This is a genomic window from Streptomyces sp. P9-A4 (assembly GCF_036634195.1).
Classification (GTDB): domain Bacteria; phylum Actinomycetota; class Actinomycetes; order Streptomycetales; family Streptomycetaceae; genus Streptomyces.
Map to the genome: position 1 here is coordinate 3,840,997 of NZ_JAZIFY010000001.1, position 20,279 is coordinate 3,861,275.

Consider the following 20,279-nt stretch of genomic DNA (forward strand, 5'->3'; position numbering starts at 1 on the left):
CTCTGGATGAGGGGCGGCCGTCAGGCCGAGCGGCGGCGGCCGGCGAGGATGCCGAAGGCGACACCGGCGACACCGACGAGGATGCCGATGACACCGAGGATCCGGGCCGTGGTGTCGGAGGAGTCGGCGGCGGCCGTCTCCTTCTCCGCGGCCTTCTCGTCGTGGCCGGCCTTCCCGTCGGCCGAGGCGGACGGGGCGGCGCCGCCGTGGTGGTCCTCGGAGGCGGCGGAGAGCTTCAGGACGGGGGCGGGGTTCTGCGGCTCCTCCGCGCCCTCCTTCTGCTCCTCGATCCAGCGCACGACCTCCTTGTTGTCGTACGTCTGGATCGCCTTCAGGACGAGCTGGTCGGCGTCCTCGGGCAGCTGGCCGAGGGAGAGCGGGAACTGCTGGAACTGGCCGGGGCCGATCTTCGAGCCGTCGGCGGTCCAGGTCACCTTGGAGACGGCCTCGTTGATGGTCTTGCCGTGCAGCTCCAGCGGCTTGCTGAGCTTGCTCTTGGTCACCACGGCCTTCCAGCCGGGGATGGGCTGCGGCATGACGGAGGCGAGCGGGTGGTCGAGCGGGAAGTTGACCTCCAGCTTCACGGTGGAGGCGTCGTCGCGCTCGTTCGGGACCTTGATGTTGACGGTGGCGTAGCCGCCCTTGGCGGCCTCGCCCTGCGGCTGCACGCTCACGTGCGCGAAGGCCGTGCCCGACAGCAGCACGACGGAGGAGAGGGCGATGCCGCCGGCGAGGGCGACCCGGGTGGCGGAGAGACGGGAGACGGTCATGGCAGAAGACACTCCAGCTCGGAGAGGGAGACGGTGGGTCAGCACGCCGGAAGGGGAACCCGGGAAGTCCCGGGGGAATCCCGGTCCGGTGGCGTGCGGACGAGCGCGGTCCCGCTCCCGTTGAGCGGTCCGCGGCGGGCTGCGCCGGGCTGCGTCAGGCAGCGAGGACGCAGTCGGCGGCGGGCGGACCGCGCCTGATCACCGAGTGCTGGAGGGCCTCGGCCACCGGCGGCGGCGAGGAGTCGAAGGCGGTACGGACGGCGTGCGCCGGGCCCGTGCGCGGGGCGGCGGAGAGGCCGGTGAGGAGCGCCCGTACGAGACGCAGGGCGGCCCGCAGCGAGCGGACGAAGGCGCACTCGGCGAGCTCCGTCGCGCCCTGCTCGGAGAGTTCGACGAGCCGGACGAGGGCGCGGTCGCCGCGCCGCAGCAGCCAGCCCGTCGCGAGGGCGGCGAGCAGATGCCCGAGGAGCATGGGCAGTCCGGGCAGCAGTTCACCGGCCGGGACGGCGGTGGCCGTGTGTCCCATGTGGGCGTGGGCGCCGGCGGCGGCCGGGTCGAGTCCCGCGTCGCGGATGATGCGGGTGGCGTCGGTCGCGTCGAGGGACGAGGTGCCCGCTCCGCAGACCAGCCGGGCGGCCATCCGGACGAGGGCGTCGTCGGCCTGGGGGCTCAGCGTGAGCTGGCGCTGTCCGAGGCCGAAGAGGACGTGCAGGGCGAGCTGGCCGCCGGTGAGGGCGCCGACCACGAAGCCGAGGGAGCGGTCGCGTCCGGCGAGGAGCACCGTGACCCCGAAGACCCCGAGGAATCCGGCGAGGAGCGTCCACAGGGCGATCCCCGCGCAGGCGGCCAGGGCGTGCCCGAGCGCGGACAGCACGACGCAGACCGCGGTGAACACCGCGGCCCTCAGCAGCCGTGGAGCGAGCGCGGGGGCAGTCATGGCGCGCCCATCATCGCACCACGGGCGGCACCGGCAGGAGGCAGGTCCGTAAGGTCGTTCTTGGGCCTCTTGGGGGTCTTCGCGGCGACATACACCGGCGTACCGGCGTGGTGCATCCGCCGAACGAGCGCTCTTGACGCCCTTCGGCGCTTACGAGGGGTTCCGTCCGGCAATAGGTATCGGTATGTCGAGCCGCTGCCGGGAGGCTGGAGCATGAGCATCTGGTGGTCACTCCATCTGCGGCGGGAGGCGGCGAGCGTGCCGCTGGCCCGGAGGCTGCTGCTGGGCACGATGGAGACGGCGGGTGTCGATCCCGATGTGTCCTACGAGCTGTCGGTGGCGCTGACCGAGGCGTGTGCCAACGCGGTCGAGCACGGCGGCGGCGTGGGCGGCTCCCGCGCGCCCGGCGGGGCGTATCGGGTGACGGCGTACCTGGACGGCGAGACCTGCCGTATCGAGGTGGCCGACTCGGGTCCGGGCTTCCCCGGCCGCGATGTGCCGGCGGCCCCGTCGGACGACGCCGAGCACGGCAGGGGGCTGCGCCTGATCGAGGAGCTGGCCGATCACGTCCAGTTCGGCAACCGCTCGGGCCGCGGCGGCGCGGTGGTCAGCTTCGACAAGATCCTGAAATGGCGGGACAGCCCTTCCCTGCTGCTGGCGTGATCCCCGAACGCCGCCCGCCGGTGTGACTCCGAACGCCGCCCGCCGGTGTGACTCCGAAGGCCGCCCGCCGGTGTGATCCGCGAAGGTGCCGTACGGGACACCGGGCACGGGGAAGGGCCCCCGCCGGTCGGTCGGCGGGGGCCCTTCGGTTCCAACGTACGCGGGGATCAGCCCTTCAGCGCGGCCATCCACGCCTCGACCTCGTCGGAACGGCGCGGCAGCCCGTCCGAGAGGTTCCGGTTGCCGTCCTCGGTGACGAGGATGTCGTCCTCGATCCGGACGCCGATGCCGCGGTACTCCTCCGGCACGGTCAGGTCGTCGGCCTGGAAGTAAAGACCCGGCTCGACGGTCAGGCACATGCCCGGCTCCAGCGTGGTGTCCACGTACATCTCGGTGCGCGCGGCGGCGCAGTCGTGGACGTCCATGCCGAGCATGTGGCCGGTGCCGTGCAGGGTCCAGCGGCGCTGGAGACCGAGCTCGAGGACGCGCTCGACCGGGCCCTCGACGAGGCCCCACTCGACGAGCTTCTCGGTCAGGACGCGCTGGGCGGCGTCGTGGAAGTCGCGGTAGGCGGCGCCGGGCTTCACCGCGGCGATGCCGGCCTCCTGCGCCTCGTACACGGCGTCGTAGATCTTGCGCTGGAGCTCGGTGTACCGGCCGTTGATCGGCAGGGTGCGGGTGATGTCCGCGGTGTACAGCTCGGTGGTCTCCACGCCGGCGTCGAGCAGCAGCAGGTCGCCGGAGCGCACGTCGCCGTCGTTGCGGACCCAGTGCAGGGTGGTGGCGTGCGGGCCGGCGGCGCAGATGGAGCCGTAGCCGATGTCGTTGCCCTCGACGCGGGCGCGCAGGAAGAAGGTTCCCTCGATGTAGCGCTCGCTGGTGGCCTCGGCCTTGTCGAGGACCTTGACGACGTCCTCGAAGCCGCGGGCGGTGGAGGCGCAGGCCTTCTCCAGCTCGGCGATCTCGAAGGAGTCCTTGACGAGGCGGGCCTCGGAGAGGTGGACGCGGAGTTCCTCGTCGCGCTCGGCGGTGACCTTGTCGGTCAGCGCGGCCTCGATGCCGGCGTCGTGGCCGCGGACGTTGCGGACGGGGCCGGTGGCCTCGCGCAGCGCCTCGGCCAGCTCGCGGACGTCCTTGGCGGGGACGCCGAGGAGCTGCTCGGCCTCGGTCAGGGAGTGGCGGCGGCCGACCCACAGCTCGCCCTGGCCGTCGAGCCAGAACTCGCCGTTCTCGCGGTCGGAGCGCGGCAGCAGGTAGATCGTCGCCTTGTGCCCGTCCTTCACCGGCTCCAGGACGAGGACGCCGTCCTGGGTCTGGTCGCCGGTGAGGTACGCGTACTCGGTGGACGCGCGGAAGGCGTACTCGGTGTCGTTCGACCGGGTCCTCAGGTTGCCCGCCGGGATCACCAGGCGCTCGCCCGGGAAGCGGGCGGAGAGCGCGGCGCGGCGCGCGGCGGTCTTGTCGGCCTGGGCGATCGGCGCCAGGCCGTGCAGCTCGGTGTCGGCCCAGCCGGACTTCATGTTCTCGGCCAGCTCGTCGGAGACGCCCGGGTACAGGCCGTTCTTCCGCTGCTTGATCGCCTGTTCCTCAGTCTCTTCCGGGGTCTCCGGCGTGAGCTCCTCGGCCACGGGTCTGCCTCCTCTTGGTACGACACTGAACCCCCACCATCGTACGGTCGTACGGAAGGGGGCCCAGGGCCGGAAGACCCATTACCGGAATGTCACTCTCCGGTTATCGCCGCCTACGGTTTCGCGCCGGGCCGCTCACTCGAAGCGGGCGGCGAGCAGGACCACGTCCTCGTCGTCCCCACCCCGGTCCAGGCCCTCGGGCAGCAGGGTCCGCAGGATGTGGTCGGCGATCGCGCCCGGGTCGCCCCGGTCCGCCTGCGGCACGCTCACCGCCGCCGCGTGGAGCCGTGCGAAGGCGCGGTCCATGGCGTCTCCGGTACGGCGCAGCAGCCCGTCCGTGTAGAGAAGCACCGTTTCTCCAGGTGCCGGGGACAGCTCCACGCTGGGTGCCTCCCAGCAGGAGAGCATCCCGAGCGGGGCCGAGAGCGAGGTCTCGACGAACTCGGTGCGCCGCTCGCCGATGACCAGCGGCGGCGCGTGCCCGGCACCGGACAGGACGATCCGGCGCCGCGAGGGTTCGGCGTACGCGAAGAGCGCGGTCGCCGAGCGGGCGGGTTCGGTGAGCCGGAGCAGGAGTTCCAGGTCGGAGAGGACGGCGACGGGGTCCTCGCCCTCCATCACCGCGTACGCCCGGAGGGAGGTGCGCAGCCTTCCCATGGCGGCGAGCGCGCTGGGGCCGGTCCCGGTGACGGAGCCGACGGAGAGCCCGAGGGCGCCCTCGGGCAGCGGCAGCGCGTCGTACCAGTCGCCGCCGCCCCGGGGTCCGGTGAGGTGGCGGGCGGCGAGCTGGACGCCGGGGACGCGGGGGAGCCGGCTGGGGAGCAGCTCCTCGGCGACGGTGGAGACCTGGGCGCTGGCGCGCTCGACCTGGAGGAGACGGGCGAGGTGCTCGGTGGCGAAACGGCCGTAGAGCCCGATGAGGTGGCGCTGCCGGTCGGTGGGTTCGGCGGGCTCGTCGTAGAGCCAGACGGCCGCGCCGAGCCGGCCGGCCTCCTCGGTGGCGAGGGGCAGGGCGTAGCTGGCGGCGTAGCCGAGGCGGGCGGCGACCTCGCGGTGACGCGGGTCGAGGCCTTCCTCGGTGCGGACGTCGGGGATGGCGATCGGGTCCGGCACCCGCTCGGGGCGGGCCGGATCGCGGAGGCCGTCCAGGAGGCGGCCGTAACTGCTGGTGCCGCGCGGGACGGTCTCGATGATTCCGAGGTCGGAGTGGGCGAGGCCGAGTCCGATGGTGGCAGCGGGGCCGAGCCCGTCGGCCGGTTCGAGCACCGCCATGCCGCGGCGGGCCCCGACCAGGGCGGCGCCCGCGCCGAGCACCTCGCGGAGGGCCCCGTCGAGGGAGGCCGTCCTGATGAGGCGCTCGGTGAGTTCGTGGAGGGTGGTGAGGTCGGAGACCCAGGCCGCCAGGCGGTCCTGGATCAGCGCCCCGGGCGGGGGGACCGGGTCGGAGGGTGCCGCCGCCGCGGGGACCCCGGGGAGGGGCGCCGTAGTGTGCGGGGGCCCGGGAACCATGGAATCGATTCCGGCCACTTTCGGCATGTGTGGGGCGCTCATGTCAGTCGGCTTTCCGACCGGTGCGTTTGACGCCATAGCATCGCAAACCCCCATGTCATCCTGAGCCGCTCGGTGCATCCACATGTACACGCACAAGAGGAACGATGTCCAGCATTGTCCCCACGGGACTTGTGGTGTCCGTGAGGTTGTACGAGAGGGTTGAAGTCGGCGGGAAGTTGGCCGAAAATTGTCCCCGGTGTGCACCTTTTGCGGTCGACTGGCGTCGTTTGAAAGCGCGTCATTCCGAGCGTGCTGGGTACGTAATCGGTGACAGGCAGGGGCAGTTGGAGCTGTCCTGGAACGCGACGCGGAACCCCGGCGTCTTTCATGCCGCAGGCCGCAGCCCGTCACCGAGTGGCGGGGAACGTGTTCTGACCCGCCTCTGGTGCTGACCCGGCTCCACCTCGTTCTGACCTGGCTCCACGTGGTTTCCACCCGGTGACGGCCCGGACGGCCCCGCTGCGACGGGGCCGGGACCCCGCCGACCCGGTACGCGCTGATACGCACGGTGAAATGTCCTGCACATGGTGATGTGGATGGATTCGGCGTTCAACGGAAAGGAACGAGCGCTCATGCGCGAGATCCTCGGAAGGCGACGCAGGCTCCGGTTCCGGCGCAAGGCGAGGACCGCCCGGCTCGACGCGGCGGTCGCCTTCGCCGTCGAGTGGGACTGGCCCGTCCTGCCGGGAGTGGGCCTGAGAACGAAAGCCCGTACGTCGGCGGGCCTGGGCGCGACGGCCCGTACGGCCATGGGTTTGGGGCGGCCGGCGGCCCGCGCGGGCGAACCGGGCTCCGCTCCCTCGGGGGCGGGAGCGGCGAACCCGGCTCCGTCGGGGCCGGCCTGCGCCTGCCCCGATCCCGAGTGCGTGGTGCCCGGCGCCCACCCCTACGACCCCGGTCTGCTCGCGGCCACCACGGACGAGCGCATGATCCGCTGGTGGTGGACCCGGCGCCCCGACGCCCCGGTGCTCCTCGCCACGGGCGGCGGCGCGCCCTGCGCGGTCAGCCTGCCCGCGCAGGCCGGCGCACGGGCGCTCGCCGCGCTCGACGCGATGGGCATGCGGCTCGGCCCGGTCGTGGCGACCCCGACCCGGTGGTCGATCCTGGTCGCCCCGTACGGCCTCGAACGGCTCGGCGAGCTGCTGTACGCGAAGGACAGCGTGCCGAGTTCCCTGCGGTTCCATGGAGAGGGCGGCTATCTGCTTCTGCCGCCCTCGGTCTCCGGCACCGGACAGGTGCGGTGGGAGCGGGCCCCGCTCGCGGGCTCGGCCCGGCCGTGGCTGCCGGACGTCGAGGCGGTCGTGGACGCGCTGGTGGAGGCGAGTACGAGCACACCGGGCGGCGGGAGTCGGCTGGCGTACTGACGGGCCCGGACGTTCACCCGAACGGGTGCGTCCTGGTCCGACTTCTCCGGCAAACGGGCGTGCGGCCGACCGGGTGCCCGTCGGCCGCCGCTATGTTCAGCCCACCGTTCGAGATCTCCTGCCCGAGATCTCCGGCCGAGCAGGAGCAGGTGGGACGCATGGGTCCGGTGAACCTTCGTGTGATCGGACTCGGGGCCGTCGTCACGGTCGCCGTCCTGCTGCCGCTCGTCGCGATGGCGGGGCCGACCGGGGAGCCCGCAGGACCGGCGGACGCGAAGGCAGGGGCCGGAGACGACGCGAAGGCGCGTGGCGGCGCCGGGGATCTGCTGGAAGGGCTCGGCCTCGGGTCCCGTACACCCGCGTCCCCCACCCCGTCCACCCCCGCCGTCGCCCCGGCCGCTCCGAGGCTCCCGGAGCGGGTCACGAACTGTGGGCCGGAACTCGCCTCCCCCGACGGGGTCGAAGCGCAGACCTGCGTCCTCGCCGAGGGGCCCGACACCTGGGCGCGTACGTACTACCGGAACGCGGCCGGCCAGGAGCTCGACGCGTTTCTGACCCTGATGGCGCCCGGCGGGCGGACCGTACAAGTCCGCTGCGCCGTCCCGGCGCAGGACGAACCGGGAACCTGTGAAACCCCCAGGGAGCGGGGGCGCGGCGCGGCCACGGCGTATACGGCGGTCGCGGAATTCGCGGGCAGCGGCGAGGGGGACAGCACCCCGCTGCTTCTGCGGGCGGGCAGCAACACCGCGGACAGCGAAGGAAGTTGAGCGTCGACGCTTCGGCCCTGCCGGAAGCGGACATGGAAAGGCCCGGTCGCTGGCGACGGGGGATGCACCAGCGACCGGGCTTCCAGAACGGTAACAAGAGATCTGCTGTTCGCAAATTCGATCTCGGTTATTCGGACAGGGATTTACCCGTCCGCAGACCGGGTTGTGGCGGAAGTCACCGACTGGTCGGTCTGTCAGTCACCGATACCACCTGGGGTATCAGCTGAGAGTGACCTGACGGTTCGTGAGACCGCCCCGCGCGCGCCGCTCCTCCGCCGTCAGCGGGGCGTCCGAGGCGAGCGCCCCGGCGAGCCGCTCGGCGAACTCGGCGGCCGGCTTCTCGCACTCCTCCGCCGTCATCGAGGTCGGCAGGTCCCACACCGGAACCATCAGGCCGTGGGCGCGGAACGAACCGACGAGCCGGGTGTCCGTGCCGAGGGAGGTGCCTTCGCCGGCCTGGAGGCGGGCGAGGGCGTCGAGCAGCTTCTCCTCCGGGTACGGCATGACCCAGCGCAGGTGGTTCTTGTCCGGGGTCTCGCACCAGTACGCCGAGTCGACGCTGTCCAGCTTCACGGTCGGGATCGCGGCGGCGTTGGCCCGCTCCAGGGAGGCGGCGACCTCCGGGTCGGCGCCGTCCGCGGACTTCGGGATCCAGAACTCGAACCCGGTGTGGACCTCCGGGGCGAACGCGGCGTCGGCGTCCAGCAGGTCCTGGAGGCGCGGGCCCTCGGCGGGGACGCGGCGGGCGGGGACCGGGGTGCCCGGCTCGACCTCGAGGGCGCGCTGGAGCGTGTCGGCGAGGTCGCGGGCGAGGTCGCCGGAGGTGGAGTCGTTCTGCAGGGCGAGCAGCACGGAGCCGTCGTCGCGGCGGAGCGCCGGCCACGCCATCGGCAGCACGGTCGCGAGCGTCACGGACGGTACGCCCTCCGGGAGGCCGCCCTTCAGGGTGAGCGGCACGGTGGCGGCGGGCACCAGCTCGCGCAGCGCGACCCAGTCGCACTCGCCGGGCAGGCCCTCGAAGGGGCGCTGGACGAGCTCGGTCACGGCGTGCGCGGCGGCCCGGCCGTGACACGCCTTGTAGCGGCGGCCCGAACCGCACGGGCACGGCTCGCGCGCGCCGACGACCGGGATCTCCCCGCTGGTGACCTGTGCCTGGCCGGCCTTGCCGGCCTTCGTCTGGGGGCGCTTCTTGGCCATGGTGTGGCTTTCTCCCGATCGCGGCGTGCGGTGTCTGTTTCGGCCGCGAGCCTAGTCGCACGGGACACCACCGCCCCTCAGGCGGGCCGCGGCGGGCGGTCGGGGCCGTGCGTGGTGCGGTCAGGCCGGCCCCGCGGTCGGTTCCGCCCCGTGGTCAGTCCAGATCGTCGTACGCGTCCAGGAAGTCGAAGCCCGAGCCGCCTCCGACGCGGGTCGCGAAGTCCTCGCGGCGGTGTCCTTCGGTGACCACCACCCAGACCGTGACCTCGCCGGTCGCGCTGTCCCGTACGCCCCAGTCCTGGGCCAGCGCGCTGATGATGTTCAGCCCGCGACCGCCCCGTGCGGTGACCGAGGGCGTCGACGGGACGGGTCGCGTCGGACCCCCGCCGTCGGTGACCTCGACCCTGAGTCCGCCCGCCGGGTCCACCCGCCAGGCCGCCCGTACGTCCCCGTCGCCCCGATCCGCCCGTCCCAGCGGCCTGCCGTACCGACAGGCATTGCTGAGCAGCTCGGAAAGGATCAGCACCGCGTCGTCGACGACCGAATCGGACACCCCGCTGCGGTACAGCTCGTCCCGCATCCGGTGTCGCGCCTCACCCACGCCCGCAGGGCCATGGGGTACGGCCATGCTCGACGACGTGGGCACCTCCTGTGCCACCACCAACGCCACCCCCGAGACCTCCTTTGCCCCACGCCACCGTGTGGATGCCCCAATGGACTGGACCGGAAACCGGCCAATCCGCGTTCGATGAGGCACTCGTGACGATCGCGTACGCACGGAATGCGCCGGGGCACACCCCCTACGTCATGTGGGCCCTTGTGGCACAAGGGAAAGGAGGGGTTCAGGGGGGTGCGGGGATCAGTCGCGGCCGAGCTGGGAGAGGACCTGCTTGGGACGGTTCGTGATGATCGCATCCACGCCGAGCCGCTCGCAGAGTTCCACGTCCTCCTCCTCGTCCACCGTCCAGACGTGTACCTGGTGCCCGGCCTTCTGGAGCCGCAGGATCACGGCGGGGTGGTGCCGCACGATCCGGATCGAGGGCCCCGCGATGCGCGCGCCCGCGGGGAGCCGTCCGTCGCGCAGCCGCGGCGAGACGAACTGGGCGAGCGAGACGGTGGGCAGCGTCGGCGCGGCGGTGGCGATCCGGGCGAGGGAGCGGGCCGAGAAGCTCATGACGCGTACGGGGGAGTCGGCGGGGGACGCGGGCGCGTCGAGGCCGAAACGCTTGAGGAGGTGGAGGAGCCGCTCCTCGACCTGGCCCGCCCAGCGGGTGGGGTGCTTGGTCTCGATGGCCAGATCGACCCTGCGCCCGGCGTCGGAGACCAGCTCCAGGAGGCGCTCCAGGGTGAGGACGGAGGTGGACCCGGGGTCCCGCCGGTCGGGGCTCTCGCCGGAGTCGTCGCGGCCCTTCCAGGTGCCGAAGTCGAGCGCGGCGAGGTCGGCGAGTTCGAGGGCGGAGACGGCGCCGCGGCCGTTCGAGGTGCGGTCGACGCGCCGGTCGTGGACGCAGACGAGATGGCCGTCGGCGGTGAGCCGGACGTCGCACTCCAGGGCGTCGGCGCCGTCCTCGATGGCCTTCACATAGGCGGCCAGGGTGTGTTCCGGTGCGTCCTCGGATGCTCCACGGTGGGCGACGACCTGGAGGGGGACGCGGTGCGGGTGCTGCCGTGCGTGAGTCACGGCGTCATGGTGCCATTGGCGAGGCGGCGCGGGCGCATCGGAAGGAGTCCGTTCTGTCCCTATATAAAGGTGGGGGTGCGAACGCACAGCTCCGCCTTACGGCGGCCCGACGTCCTGTGGGAAAAGCTGGTGCAGCACCCTGGAGCCTCAGGGACCGGTACGGGACCAGTAGGGGCCAGCAGGGGACCACGTAGGTACCACCACCCCGCGCAGTCAACGAGGAGAGCGAGCTGTGAGCACCGAGAACGAGGGCACGGCGGTTCCGGCGGACCAGTCCGCCTCGTCCGCACCTGCGACGCCTCCCTCGCCGGCGACGCCTCCGACGCCGGGGACGCCTCCCGCGCCGGCGGCGCAGGAGCCGACGCACGAACCGGCGCAGGCGGCGCAGGAGCCGACGCACGAACCGAGACACGAACCGGCGCACGAGCCGACGCAGGCGCCGGAGGCGACGCCCGCCCCGGCCCCGGCGCAGACCCAGCCGCTGCCTGCGGCTCCGGCGTACAACCCGCCCCCGGCCCAGCCCCAGGCCCCCGGCCACCCCGCTCCGGCCGCCCCCGAGCCGGTCGCGGCCGGAGCGGCGGGTGGCTGGCCGCCGCCCCCGCCGGCCGTCCCGGCCTGGGGTGCCTCGCAGCAGCCCGCGCCCGCCGCTCCCGGCGCACCGCGCAGGCGGACCGGTGGCGTCGTGGCGGCGGTCCTGGTCGCGGCGCTCGTGGCGGGCGGTGTCGGCGGCGGCATCGGCTACTGGGCGGCGCAGCGCGGCGACGACGGCGTGAGCTCGACGACGGTCTCCTCGGGCGAGGCGCCGGCTTCCTTCAAGCGGGAGCCGGGGACGGTCGCGGCGGTCGCGGCGCAGGCGCTGCCGAGCGTGGTCACGATCCAGGCGAAGTCCGGCGGGTCGCAGGGCGAGGGCGGTACGGGCACGGGCTTCGTGTACGACCAGGAGGGCCACATCGTCACCAACAACCACGTGGTGGCGTCGGCGGCGGACGGCGGCACGCTCTCCGTGACCTTCGCGGACGGCAAGTCGTACGACGCGGAGGTCGTGGGCCGGGCCGAGGGCTACGACGTGGCCGTACTGAAGCTCACGAACGCGCCGAAGAAGCTGAAGCCGCTGCCGCTGGGCGACTCGGACAAGGTGGCGGTCGGCGACTCGACGATCGCGATCGGCGCGCCGTTCGGCCTGTCGAACACGGTGACGACCGGCATCATCAGCGCCAAGAACCGCCCGGTGGCCTCCGGTGACGGCTCCGGCGGCAGCAGCTCGTACATGAGCGCGCTGCAGACGGACGCGTCGATCAACCCGGGCAACTCCGGCGGCCCGCTGCTCGACGCGAGCGGCGCGGTGATCGGCATCAACTCGGCGATCCAGTCCACCGGCAGCGGCTTCGGCCAGTCCCAGGCGGGCTCGATCGGCCTCGGCTTCGCGATCCCGGTCAACCAGGCGAAGAACGTGGCCCAGCAGCTGATCAAGACGGGCAAGCCGGTGTACCCGGTGATCGGCGCGACGGTGAACATGAACGAGAAGGGCGACGGCGCCACGATCGCCTCCCAGGGCACCGGCGGCACTCCCCCGGTCACCCCGAGCGGCCCGGCGGCGAAGGCCGGTCTGAAGGCGGGCGACGTGATCACGGGCTTCGGCGACCACCAGATCGACAGCGGCCCGACGCTGATCAGCGAGATCTGGACCCACAAGCCGGGCGACCAGGTCAAGATCACGTACGAGCGGGACGGCAAGACGGAGACGGCCACGGTGACGCTGGGCGAGCGCACGGGCGACAGCTGACGGGTCGTCGTACGCGAGGGAGTCCCGCATACGGGGGGAGGGGAGTACCGGATCGCCGGTACTCCCCTCCCCCCGTTCTGCGACGGCGTCACATGGAGGCCGTGCGTGCCGTACGGGGCCTCCGGCGATCGGGGCGCCGGGGCTCGTCGTCGCCCATGATCAGCAGCGGGTCGAACATCACGACGGCCGCGGCGAGTACGAGGAAGATCAGCGGCCCGACCAGCATCGGGAGCACGTTGAGGAGCGAGGAACCCTCGGCGGCGTGCGAGGCCTCGACGACGTGGACGCTGACCGCGACCATGCCGGTGTAGTGCATGCCGGTCACGGCGATGCCCATGATCACGCTGGCGCCGAGGCTGGCCAGGAAGCCGCGGATGGAGACCGCGGCCCACAGGGCGGCGGTGGCGGCCACGACGGCGATGACGACGGAGAGGGCGACGACGAGGGGGTCGTAGCCGAGCTGTCCGTTCATCCGCATCGCGGCCATGCCCAGGTGGTGCATGCCGGCGACGCCGAGCCCGGTGAGGGTGCCCGCGAGGAGCAGCGGGGCCGGCCGGGCGCCGTGGTAGCCGACGATGAAGACCCCGATGCCCACGACGACCACGGCGACGACGAGGCTCAGGAACGTCAGGGACGCGTCGTACGAGATGGGCGTCTCCGCCACGCGGAAGCCGAGCATGGCGATGAAGTGCATCGTCCAGATGCCGCACCCGATGGACGCCGCCCCGAGCGCCAGCCAGCCCGGCTTCCGCGCTCGGTCGGTGCTGAGGGAGCGGACTGTGCAGCGCAGCCCCAGGGCGCTGCCCAGGCAGGCCATCACGTACCCCACCAAGGGGGTGACCATGCCGTAGCTGAAGCCGTCGATCGTGCCGTGCGCCGTGTTGCCCTCTGAACCTTCGGAATTGCGCACGCGCCGGGAGAAAGGGCGCATGTGGAGATCTTGTGAACAAGGGACTTTAACCCAGCTCTCCCCCCGTTCCACCCCAAGCCGACCCATCGCACCCCCACCCCCTGAGCCGGTACGCTGTAGCCGCTCCGCCCCAGGTGGCCCGGGGCAAGGGTGGGTTGCCCGAGCGGCCTAAGGGAACGGTCTTGAAAACCGTCGAGGCAGCGATGTCTCCGTGGGTTCAAATCCCACACCCACCGCGCAGGTCAGAGAAGTAGCAGGTCAGAGGGCGGGCCCCGGAATCCGGGGCCCGCCCTCTGTGCTCACCCTGTCTCACCCTGGATCGCCCATATCCCGGTTCTGACCAGTGCGTATGGGCCATGTGTGGGCCAGGATCGCGGACTCAGCCGCCGTTGAGCCCCTTCTCGATGAGCGCGTTCGCACGGGACTGCTGGCCCTTGAGGATCTTGGCGTAGAACCGGAAGAGCACGGTGAGGCTGTGCCCTGCCCGCTCACCGCGGATTGCCGTTCAACCAGTCGTGGCTGGGGCGGCCGGCCTCCACGGCTTTACCCACCTGTTCGGGCCGGGGCCCGCGTCGGGCAAGTCCAGGGGGCCACTCGTTCAAATTCCGGGCAGGGGCAAAGCCTGCCCGAGTTGCCGGGCCAGCGTACGGCCCCCCTGAACATGCCCGACCCCAACCCGAACAGGACACCGGCCAAAGCCGCTCCGGCCGACCGCGTGGAAACCCGCGCCTGCATGAGCGAACGGCCAGAGCGTGGGTGGTGGTTGGCGCGTGAAGACTCCGACACTCAGGGCGGGCGCCGGGGGCACGGGGACGGGTGCGTGCGGGAGCCCGGAACTATCCGCAGGGACCGGAGGAGCCACGCTGCCTTCCGGACGCTTCCGCGACCCACGTTCGCCAGACGTGGCGCGTGTTCGGTACCTCGGGGCGATCGAGAAGCCAGAGGACGTAGCCGGCGTGAAGGCGTGCCCATGGGTTGTCCGAGGCGGCGGCCGTACCGAGCCTGTGGCGGAGATCCTCACCGTCGACTGCTCGTGCGACGCGAACATACTCGCGGTCCTTGCAGCGGTAGGCCCGCTGGACGACGATCTCGACGAGGTCGATGAGCTTCGCCCTGGTCGGCTGATCCTGGTCGGCAACGGCCATGCGGCGGATGAGCGACTGTTTCGTGCCCCACGCCTTTGCATACTCTGTCCACTCGCGGGGGAACCGCGCTTCCCACTCCAGAAAGAGAAGCGCATAGGGCAGGCTCGGCCCGCAGGCGCCCTCGCCCATCCACAGTCCTTCGGGCAGGGTACGGCTACACATGTCTGCGTACACCTCGCGCGCCCGCTTGAAGGCCGGCTCCTGATACTGCTCCTCCGGCCCCAGCGGCCTCGTGAGATGCCACAGCTCGTTCCACCGGTCGAGAGCCGCCCAGGCATTCCTCCGGGCCCCATCCAGATGCGCGAGTGCCGCCTCTCGCTCAGTGGGATCGTCGGCTATGAGGCTGAACGCCCAGCCCAATCGTGCGCGCCAGGCGTTGGCCTCGTCGCCACCCGACCCTGCACCCGCCGCCCCGTTCGTCATGCCGGAGATCATCTCTCAGGCCGCGACGACGGACATCATGCATGCCTACAACACACGCATCGATGGTGACGAGGCACGGTGATGCGGTGGGTCACCCGAGAGGCACTGGACAGGTTGTGACCTCGTGGCGTCCCAGATCCGGCGGTTACGCCGCTGTGGTGTGGGTGAAGCCAAGGGAGGTAAGTCCTTCGGCCTGGCACAGTCGGTCAGAGGGGCCGTCGACCTCGGTCTGGAGGAGTTGGTAGGCAGCGCCGTGGGACTGGCCCCAGTGCATCGCGGCCCGCCACAGGATGCGTCCGAGGCCCTGTCCTCGGGTCTCGGGCAGGACAGCGAAGTACTGGGGCATGAGTTGGGGGCGCCCGATGGCATCGGGGAGCACCTCCATGGGGCCGATCGCGCCCACGATGCGGTCCTCGACGGCGGTGGCGAGGACCGGGCCGCACCGGTCGGCCTGCGTCTGGGTATGGAGGAAGGCCAGGCCATCGCCCGCCATGGCCTCGGCGAACGGGGCGAAGGTCTCCTGAACAGTGATCGGCCAGGCGGTGACGGGCCGGACCGGACCACCCGGGGCGGGGCAGGGGCCGGCGGTGAAGTCCTTCAGCTGGATGCGGGTGCCGCGCGGGTGCGTGGTCTCGGGACCGAGGGGGCGTACGACCCGGGCGCTGACCACGTCGTGCACGGTCGCGAGTTTCGCGGCCAGTTCGGCAGCCTCCTCCACGACGCTGTCGCGGAGCCCGTAGGCGAAGACCTTGGCAGTGCCGCGTCCACGCCGACTCAGGGTGGGGATGAGGGTGTGCTCGCGCTGGTGCACCACGTCGTCACGTAGGACTTTCTCGTCCTTCTCGCCGCCCCAGCGCCGGTCCTTGTCGTAGGGCAGGAAGTCCCCGGTTTCGGCCGCTCGCAGTGTGTCCTCGAAGAGGCCGACGGTCAGGGCGTCGGGATGGACGGGACCGAGAGTGGGCACGATCGGCGCGGTCAGTTGGGGCCGGAGCCAGTCCCAGCGGAAGAACATGAGCGGCACCCTAGCGGTGGGACGGGCAGGGCTCAGGCCCCGACGCGAGTACGCCGGGGCCTGAACGGAGTTGACCGGATCGTGTCGGTCAGTGGGGGTTGTCGTCACCGGCGTCGCAGGAGCACTCCGCGCTCTCCACGATCACGTCGAGGTCCTGGACGGTGGTGATCGACGCGGTCGCGACGGGCGGGGCCGCGCGGCGTGCCGAGGTCGGCGGGCCGGGAAGGATGGTCACCGGTACGGGCAGGGTCATGAGGCGGTCTCCTTGTCTCCGTGTTGGCAGTAGCTGTGCAGCGGCGCCTTCGCCTCCTGGTAGTGCTTGGCCAGGGGGCGGCAGACCCGGCAGGTGCCGGACAGGGCGCAGCCTTCGCACCCACCGGTGCGAAGCATGAGGCGGTCGGCGATGGCGCCGAGCCGGGTGAGGCCGTCGATGCCTTCGGCCATGAGGTCGATCTGGTCGTCGCGGCCGACCTTGCAGATCGAGGCCTTGGCGTGCGGGTCGGCGTGGAAGAAGGTGTGTCCCGCGTTGCAGCCGGCGAACGGCTTGCGCTGCCGCAGGTGGGCGGCGGACTGGGCGAGGAGCGGCTCACCGCCGCCGTAGATCGTGGGCGTCATGTTCGTGTACGCGTGGTTCTCGACGTTCCACTCGTCGGCGAGGGCGGCCATCTCGTCGGCCTCGGAGGCGTTGTCCTCGGTCACCACGACGTTGATGCGCAGCGGCAGGCCAGCCTCACGTGCGGCGTCCATGCCGCGCCGGAACGCCTTCCACGCCCCGCGGCGCTGGGTGAGCGTGTCGAAGGACTCCTCGCTCGCCCCGTACATGCTGACCACCAGGCGGTAGGGCGGGCAGTCTCGGAAGAGCTTGAGGAGGTCCGGCCGCCAGAGCAGCGAGCCGTTGGTGGAGATGGTGAGCATCATCCCGGCCTGCCAGGCGTACCGGTAGGCGCCCTGGAAGTGGGGGTCCATGGTGGGCTCGCCGCCGGTGATCTGGAGCCAGAGGACGCCGGCCTCGCGCATGATGTCGAGCAGTCGCACCTTGCCGTCCCAGCCGAGGCCGGAGAAGGGGCGCTCGCCGAGGTAGCAGTGCTTGCAGCCGAAGTTGCAGCCGAGGTTGATCTCCCAGGACGCCCGGCAGTAGCCGTACGGGGACGGCTCGCGTACCAGAACGGTGCCCTGCGCGGTCTGGCCGCCCAGGTCCAGGCCCCACATGTCGGCGGCGGTCTGCACCGCCCAGGCGGGAAGCGACTCACCGTCGGAGGCGGCCTGGCGCAGGCCCTCGTAGTGGTCGGCGGAGATTCGGGCGCCGGCCCTTGCTCCCGGCTTGAGGAGAAGGTGTCCGTCGAGGAACGGGGAGACGATCAGAGCGTGGGCCATCGGTGGCCCTCCTTCCGGATCACGGAGCGGGGCAGCACACGGGACTCCTGGTGGTCGGCGCGGCAGTGGATCTCGCCCAGCCCGTTACAGGTGCCGCAGGTCTTGCCGGACGAGTCGGCGCCGCTGCCACCGCAGTCCCCGCACCGTTCGTTGCGAGGCGAGCGAGAGCGCCGGGGCTTGTTCAGGCTCGCGACCAGCTGGTGCATGAGACCTCCTCCAGGGCGTCTTCCCAGGTGTGCTGCTTGGCGTGGTCGGCGAACAGACAGCAGCCCTCGCCGTCGGGCTCCGGGGCGGTCACTGGGCAGTCCGGCAGCACGACGAGTTCCGTCTCGTCCGGCCCGCGCCAGCGGAGACACAGCGCGGTCCCGTACGCCCCGGCGTCCGTGAGGAGACCGAAGTGCTCACCCTCGTCGTGCGCGGACAGCTGGCACTGCACCGCCCGGTTGATGCAGGAAGCGGCCGACTTCTCCCGCGCTTCCCGTGCCAGGTCGAGGGGCACCCGGCGCCAGTGCATGCACCGCATCACGACACCATCCGGAAGGATGCGACGGCATTCCGGGCCTGCTGCGAGCACCGGGGGCAGACGCACGGCGGGTAGCGGCCCGGGTTCTCCGGGACCACCGGGTCCTCGCCCACGCGTACCTCTGTACGAGGCCCCCACGTCTGGCCGGAGTCGCGGGAGAACCGCAACGTCATCCGTACGTCGTCCTGTCCGTTCGCCATGGTCAGGAGCATCGCGATCCGCGGGCCCGGCCAGAAAGGCCAAGCGGATTACCCAACTTGGGTAACATCACCCTCGGTTGACCAAGCGCAGCGATCCGTAGTCCTCATGCCGGAGCGTGCCCGATGCCCGAGCCATCTCGCTCGAAGGAACTTCCGGTCAGCCTGCTCACGGACCCAGTGATGATCGAGGCATGCCAGGCCAGAGACTTCGGCCGCATCTTTCAGCTGGTCAAAGCACGAGCAGGCATCTATCCGTCGATGATCGCGCGCCGCTGCGACCTGACCCCGAGCCGCGTGGGCGAGGTGATCGCCGGACGGCGGCAGTTGCTGCACATGGACGTGATCGAACGGATCTCGGACGGACTGCGCATCCCCGGGCACATGCTCGGACTTGCCCGACGCTCCTGGGAGACACCGCCCAGCCTGACGGTCACGCCTCGCGAACCGGCCGAGGTACCGGCCTCAGCTGCCGAGCCGCTGGTCGCCGGACTACCGGGGGCGGACGTCGACAGCATCCTCGCCCTGGCGGCCAAGCGGGATCTCAGCGCATCGACGCTGGACGCGTTGCACTCGTCTATCGCGGACTACTGGCGCCGGGACGACGAGCACGGCGGCGAGACCTTACGGCCGGCCGTCGTCGGACAGCTCCGCTACGTCGTCGATCTCCTCAAGGAACAGCGGCCAGCCCCTCTGCGAGACGGCCTGCACAGCATCGCGGCCGAGCTGGCCCGGCTCACCGGATGGACCTACTTCGACGCCCGCCAGTACAACCAGGCACGCGCCTACTTCACCGAGTCCCTCGGACTGGCCAAGGCCATCGACGACCGCCAGTTCATGGCCAACGTCCTCGCCTGCATGAGCCTCCAGGCCACCTACCAGGACAAGCCCGGCGATGCCCTCGCACTCGTCACGGCTGCCCAGGACCAGGCCGGAGCGGCTGCGGGGACGACACCGCGCGTGCTGGCCATGCTCGCGATGCGCGAAGCCTTCGCCCACGCCACCCTCGGCAACCACGGCGCGACCCATACCGCGATCTCGGAAGCTCACACCCAGTTCGGACGGATCGGCACCGGTGATCCGGACCCGGCCTGGGTCGCCTACTTCGACGAGCCCAAGCTCATCGTGGACACTGGCATCGCACACGGCCGCCTGGGCGAAGCCGCCCTCGCCGAACCCCTCATCGCGGACGCCCTCCGCCGCGAACACGCATCGAACCACCGAGGCCGCGCCTTCCACGCCTTCTGGCTCGCCCGCACCCAGCTCCAACGCGGCAAACTCGACGAGGCGTGCCACACGGCCATGGATGCACTGGCCCCAGCGGCGGCCGTCAGCTCGCAACGAGTCGCCGGCCACCTTCGGGAGTTCTACGAGCAGCTGGAGCCCTTCCGCCGCGAACCGGCCGCGGTGGCGTTCGAGTCCCGGCTCCGGGAAGTGCTGCCCCGTCAGATCAGCCGATCGCCTCGTCCATGAGCACGTAGAGCAGCCCGACCAGGGAGCCACTGCTGACGATCTCGCGACGGTCGATCATGCCCCGCACGTCGGCCAGCGGGATCCACTCGATCCGGTCCGACTCGTTCTTCTCGGTCGGCGGACCCTCGTACGTCGCCCCGTCGGCGCGGAAGATGTGGTGCTGCGAGTCGGTGATGCCGTTGGCCGGCTCGGCGTAGATCAGAGGCTTGACCGGGCCGGGACGCCAGCCGGTTTCCTCCAGCACCTCACGGGCAGCCGCATCGGCCGGCGTCTCGCCCTCTTCGACCAGCCCCATGGGCAGCTCCCACGCCCAGGCGTCTGTGATGAAGCGGTGGCGCCACATCATCAGGACCTCGCGCCGCTCGTTGACCACGGCGGCCACGGCCAGGTGCCGGAGCTTGACGACGTGGTGCTCCCAGCGGTTCCCGTCCGGCGTCTCGACGTCGGTGAGCCACAGGTTCACCCAGCTGTTCTCGTAGATCGGACGTTCCCCGTGGATCTTCCACTGCATCGCTGCGGCCCCTCTCGATCGACCTCCAGCATCGCAGAGCAGCGGCTAACTAGGGCTAACTAGGACTAGGTTCGACCAGGATTCACGTCAGGCTGACGAATAGCACCGCGTCTGCACCAACCGGTTCCCCACGTGGCAAGGAGGTGGCCACGGAGCCAGGTGGTTGTCAGTGGCCGCTGTTAGCGTCCGGCCGTTCTGGAAGAGCTGTGAGGGGAGGGGCTGGCATATGGGCGCGTCGGGGTGGGACTACTCGGTGCCGTATCAGGAGGATCTCGTCGGGGCGTTCGATGCGCTGCGGCGGAAGGTCTTCGAGGAGCGGGAGTACTACTGGGGTCCGGGCGGTGACTGGCGGCCGGAGGAAGAACGGCAG

General features: G+C 71.5%; 20 protein-coding genes and 1 tRNA gene. 6 read left to right on the forward strand and 15 right to left on the reverse strand.

The features are described 5' to 3' along the window. Positions 1–20: 20 nt before the first annotated feature. Complete coding sequence (locus tag V4Y03_RS17155) at positions 21–770, reverse strand: YcnI family copper-binding membrane protein (RefSeq protein WP_317877169.1); 750 nt, start codon at positions 768–770, stop codon at positions 21–23. A gap of 154 nt (positions 771–924) precedes the next feature. Continuing rightward, positions 925–1,707, reverse strand: a complete 783-nt coding sequence (locus tag V4Y03_RS17160; protein ID WP_332435481.1) for a hypothetical protein — start codon at positions 1,705–1,707, stop codon at positions 925–927. Between the two features lie 213 nt (positions 1,708–1,920). On the opposite strand from V4Y03_RS17160, the gene V4Y03_RS17165 reads away from it, so the two are divergent. Beyond that, on the forward strand, positions 1,921–2,370 hold the full coding sequence (locus V4Y03_RS17165) for an ATP-binding protein (protein WP_332435482.1): 450 nt from the start codon (positions 1,921–1,923) through the stop codon (positions 2,368–2,370). 167 nt (positions 2,371–2,537) lie between these two features. Here V4Y03_RS17165 and V4Y03_RS17170 read toward each other — a convergent pair whose 3' ends face one another. Both V4Y03_RS17170 and V4Y03_RS17175 read right to left on the reverse strand, forming a co-directional pair. Next, on the reverse strand, positions 2,538–3,998 hold the full coding sequence (locus V4Y03_RS17170) for an aminopeptidase P family protein (RefSeq protein ID WP_317877166.1): 1,461 nt from the start codon (positions 3,996–3,998) through the stop codon (positions 2,538–2,540). 135 nt (positions 3,999–4,133) lie between these two features. Then, the gene (locus V4Y03_RS17175) at positions 4,134–5,585 is read right to left on the reverse strand and encodes a PP2C family protein-serine/threonine phosphatase (RefSeq protein WP_332435483.1); all 1,452 of its coding nucleotides are present in this window, start codon (positions 5,583–5,585) and stop codon (positions 4,134–4,136) included. 536 nt (positions 5,586–6,121) lie between these two features. Here V4Y03_RS17175 and V4Y03_RS17180 point away from each other — a divergent pair. After that, positions 6,122–6,913, forward strand: coding sequence for a bifunctional DNA primase/polymerase (locus V4Y03_RS17180; protein WP_332435484.1), 792 nt, complete (start codon positions 6,122–6,124; stop codon positions 6,911–6,913). A gap of 158 nt (positions 6,914–7,071) precedes the next feature. After that, complete coding sequence (locus V4Y03_RS17185) at positions 7,072–7,680, forward strand: hypothetical protein (protein WP_332435485.1); 609 nt, start codon at positions 7,072–7,074, stop codon at positions 7,678–7,680. Between the two features lie 219 nt (positions 7,681–7,899). On the opposite strand, the gene V4Y03_RS17190 is transcribed toward V4Y03_RS17185, so the two are convergent. The 3 genes from V4Y03_RS17190 to V4Y03_RS17200 all read right to left on the reverse strand — a co-directional run bounded on the left by V4Y03_RS17190 (position 7,900) and on the right by V4Y03_RS17200 (position 10,558). Then, complete coding sequence (locus V4Y03_RS17190) at positions 7,900–8,877, reverse strand: DUF5926 family protein (RefSeq protein ID WP_332435486.1); 978 nt, start codon at positions 8,875–8,877, stop codon at positions 7,900–7,902. Between the two features lie 154 nt (positions 8,878–9,031). After that, the gene (locus V4Y03_RS17195; protein WP_079045012.1) at positions 9,032–9,634 is read right to left on the reverse strand and encodes an ATP-binding protein; all 603 of its coding nucleotides are present in this window, start codon (positions 9,632–9,634) and stop codon (positions 9,032–9,034) included. 102 nt (positions 9,635–9,736) lie between these two features. Next, positions 9,737–10,558, reverse strand: a complete 822-nt coding sequence (locus V4Y03_RS17200) for a glycerophosphodiester phosphodiesterase (protein ID WP_332435487.1) — start codon at positions 10,556–10,558, stop codon at positions 9,737–9,739. Positions 10,559–10,790: 232 nt separating this feature from the next. Between V4Y03_RS17200 and V4Y03_RS17205 the strand changes: the two genes are divergently transcribed. Further along, positions 10,791–12,341, forward strand: a complete 1,551-nt coding sequence (locus tag V4Y03_RS17205) for a S1C family serine protease (RefSeq protein WP_332435488.1) — start codon at positions 10,791–10,793, stop codon at positions 12,339–12,341. 88 nt (positions 12,342–12,429) lie between these two features. Here the strand turns inward: V4Y03_RS17205 and V4Y03_RS17210 are convergent, their stop codons facing one another. Next, positions 12,430–13,185: an MHYT domain-containing protein gene (locus V4Y03_RS17210; RefSeq protein ID WP_332437204.1), complete on the reverse strand. Its 756-nt coding sequence runs from the start codon at positions 13,183–13,185 to the stop codon at positions 12,430–12,432. A gap of 215 nt (positions 13,186–13,400) precedes the next feature. Between V4Y03_RS17210 and V4Y03_RS17215 the strand changes: the two genes are divergently transcribed. Further along, a tRNA-Ser gene (locus tag V4Y03_RS17215) sits at positions 13,401–13,487 on the forward strand. 600 nt (positions 13,488–14,087) lie between these two features. Here V4Y03_RS17215 and V4Y03_RS17220 read toward each other — a convergent pair. The 6 genes from V4Y03_RS17220 to V4Y03_RS17245 form a co-directional block, all read right to left on the reverse strand. Beyond that, a complete protein-coding gene (locus tag V4Y03_RS17220; protein WP_317874924.1) occupies positions 14,088–14,819 on the reverse strand; it encodes a hypothetical protein in 732 nt (243 codons plus the stop codon). A 145-nt stretch (positions 14,820–14,964) separates the two neighbouring features. Next, a complete protein-coding gene (locus V4Y03_RS17225) occupies positions 14,965–15,831 on the reverse strand; it encodes a GNAT family N-acetyltransferase (protein ID WP_332435489.1) in 867 nt (288 codons plus the stop codon). Positions 15,832–15,919: 88 nt separating this feature from the next. Beyond that, complete coding sequence (locus tag V4Y03_RS17230) at positions 15,920–16,084, reverse strand: hypothetical protein (RefSeq protein WP_332435490.1); 165 nt, start codon at positions 16,082–16,084, stop codon at positions 15,920–15,922. After that, positions 16,081–17,205, reverse strand: a complete 1,125-nt coding sequence (locus V4Y03_RS17235; RefSeq protein WP_332435491.1) for a radical SAM protein — start codon at positions 17,203–17,205, stop codon at positions 16,081–16,083. The genes V4Y03_RS17230 and V4Y03_RS17235 overlap by 4 nt, the downstream gene beginning before the upstream one ends. Further along, positions 17,190–17,411 (reverse strand): hypothetical protein, encoded by a 222-nt coding sequence (locus V4Y03_RS17240; RefSeq protein WP_332435492.1) that lies wholly within the window; start codon positions 17,409–17,411, stop codon positions 17,190–17,192. The genes V4Y03_RS17235 and V4Y03_RS17240 overlap by 16 nt, the downstream gene beginning before the upstream one ends. Then, positions 17,387–17,728: a hypothetical protein gene (locus V4Y03_RS17245; protein WP_332435493.1), complete on the reverse strand. Its 342-nt coding sequence runs from the start codon at positions 17,726–17,728 to the stop codon at positions 17,387–17,389. Before V4Y03_RS17245 ends, V4Y03_RS17240 begins: the two co-directional genes overlap by 25 nt. A 323-nt stretch (positions 17,729–18,051) precedes the next feature. Between V4Y03_RS17245 and V4Y03_RS17250 the strand changes: the two genes are divergently transcribed. Then, positions 18,052–19,398, forward strand: a complete 1,347-nt coding sequence (locus V4Y03_RS17250) for a hypothetical protein (RefSeq protein WP_332435494.1) — start codon at positions 18,052–18,054, stop codon at positions 19,396–19,398. On the opposite strand, the gene V4Y03_RS17255 is transcribed toward V4Y03_RS17250, so the two are convergent. Next, positions 19,376–19,909, reverse strand: coding sequence for an NUDIX hydrolase (locus tag V4Y03_RS17255; protein ID WP_332435495.1), 534 nt, complete (start codon positions 19,907–19,909; stop codon positions 19,376–19,378). The genes V4Y03_RS17250 and V4Y03_RS17255 overlap by 23 nt on opposite strands. Between the last annotated feature and the right edge of the window lie 370 nt (positions 19,910–20,279).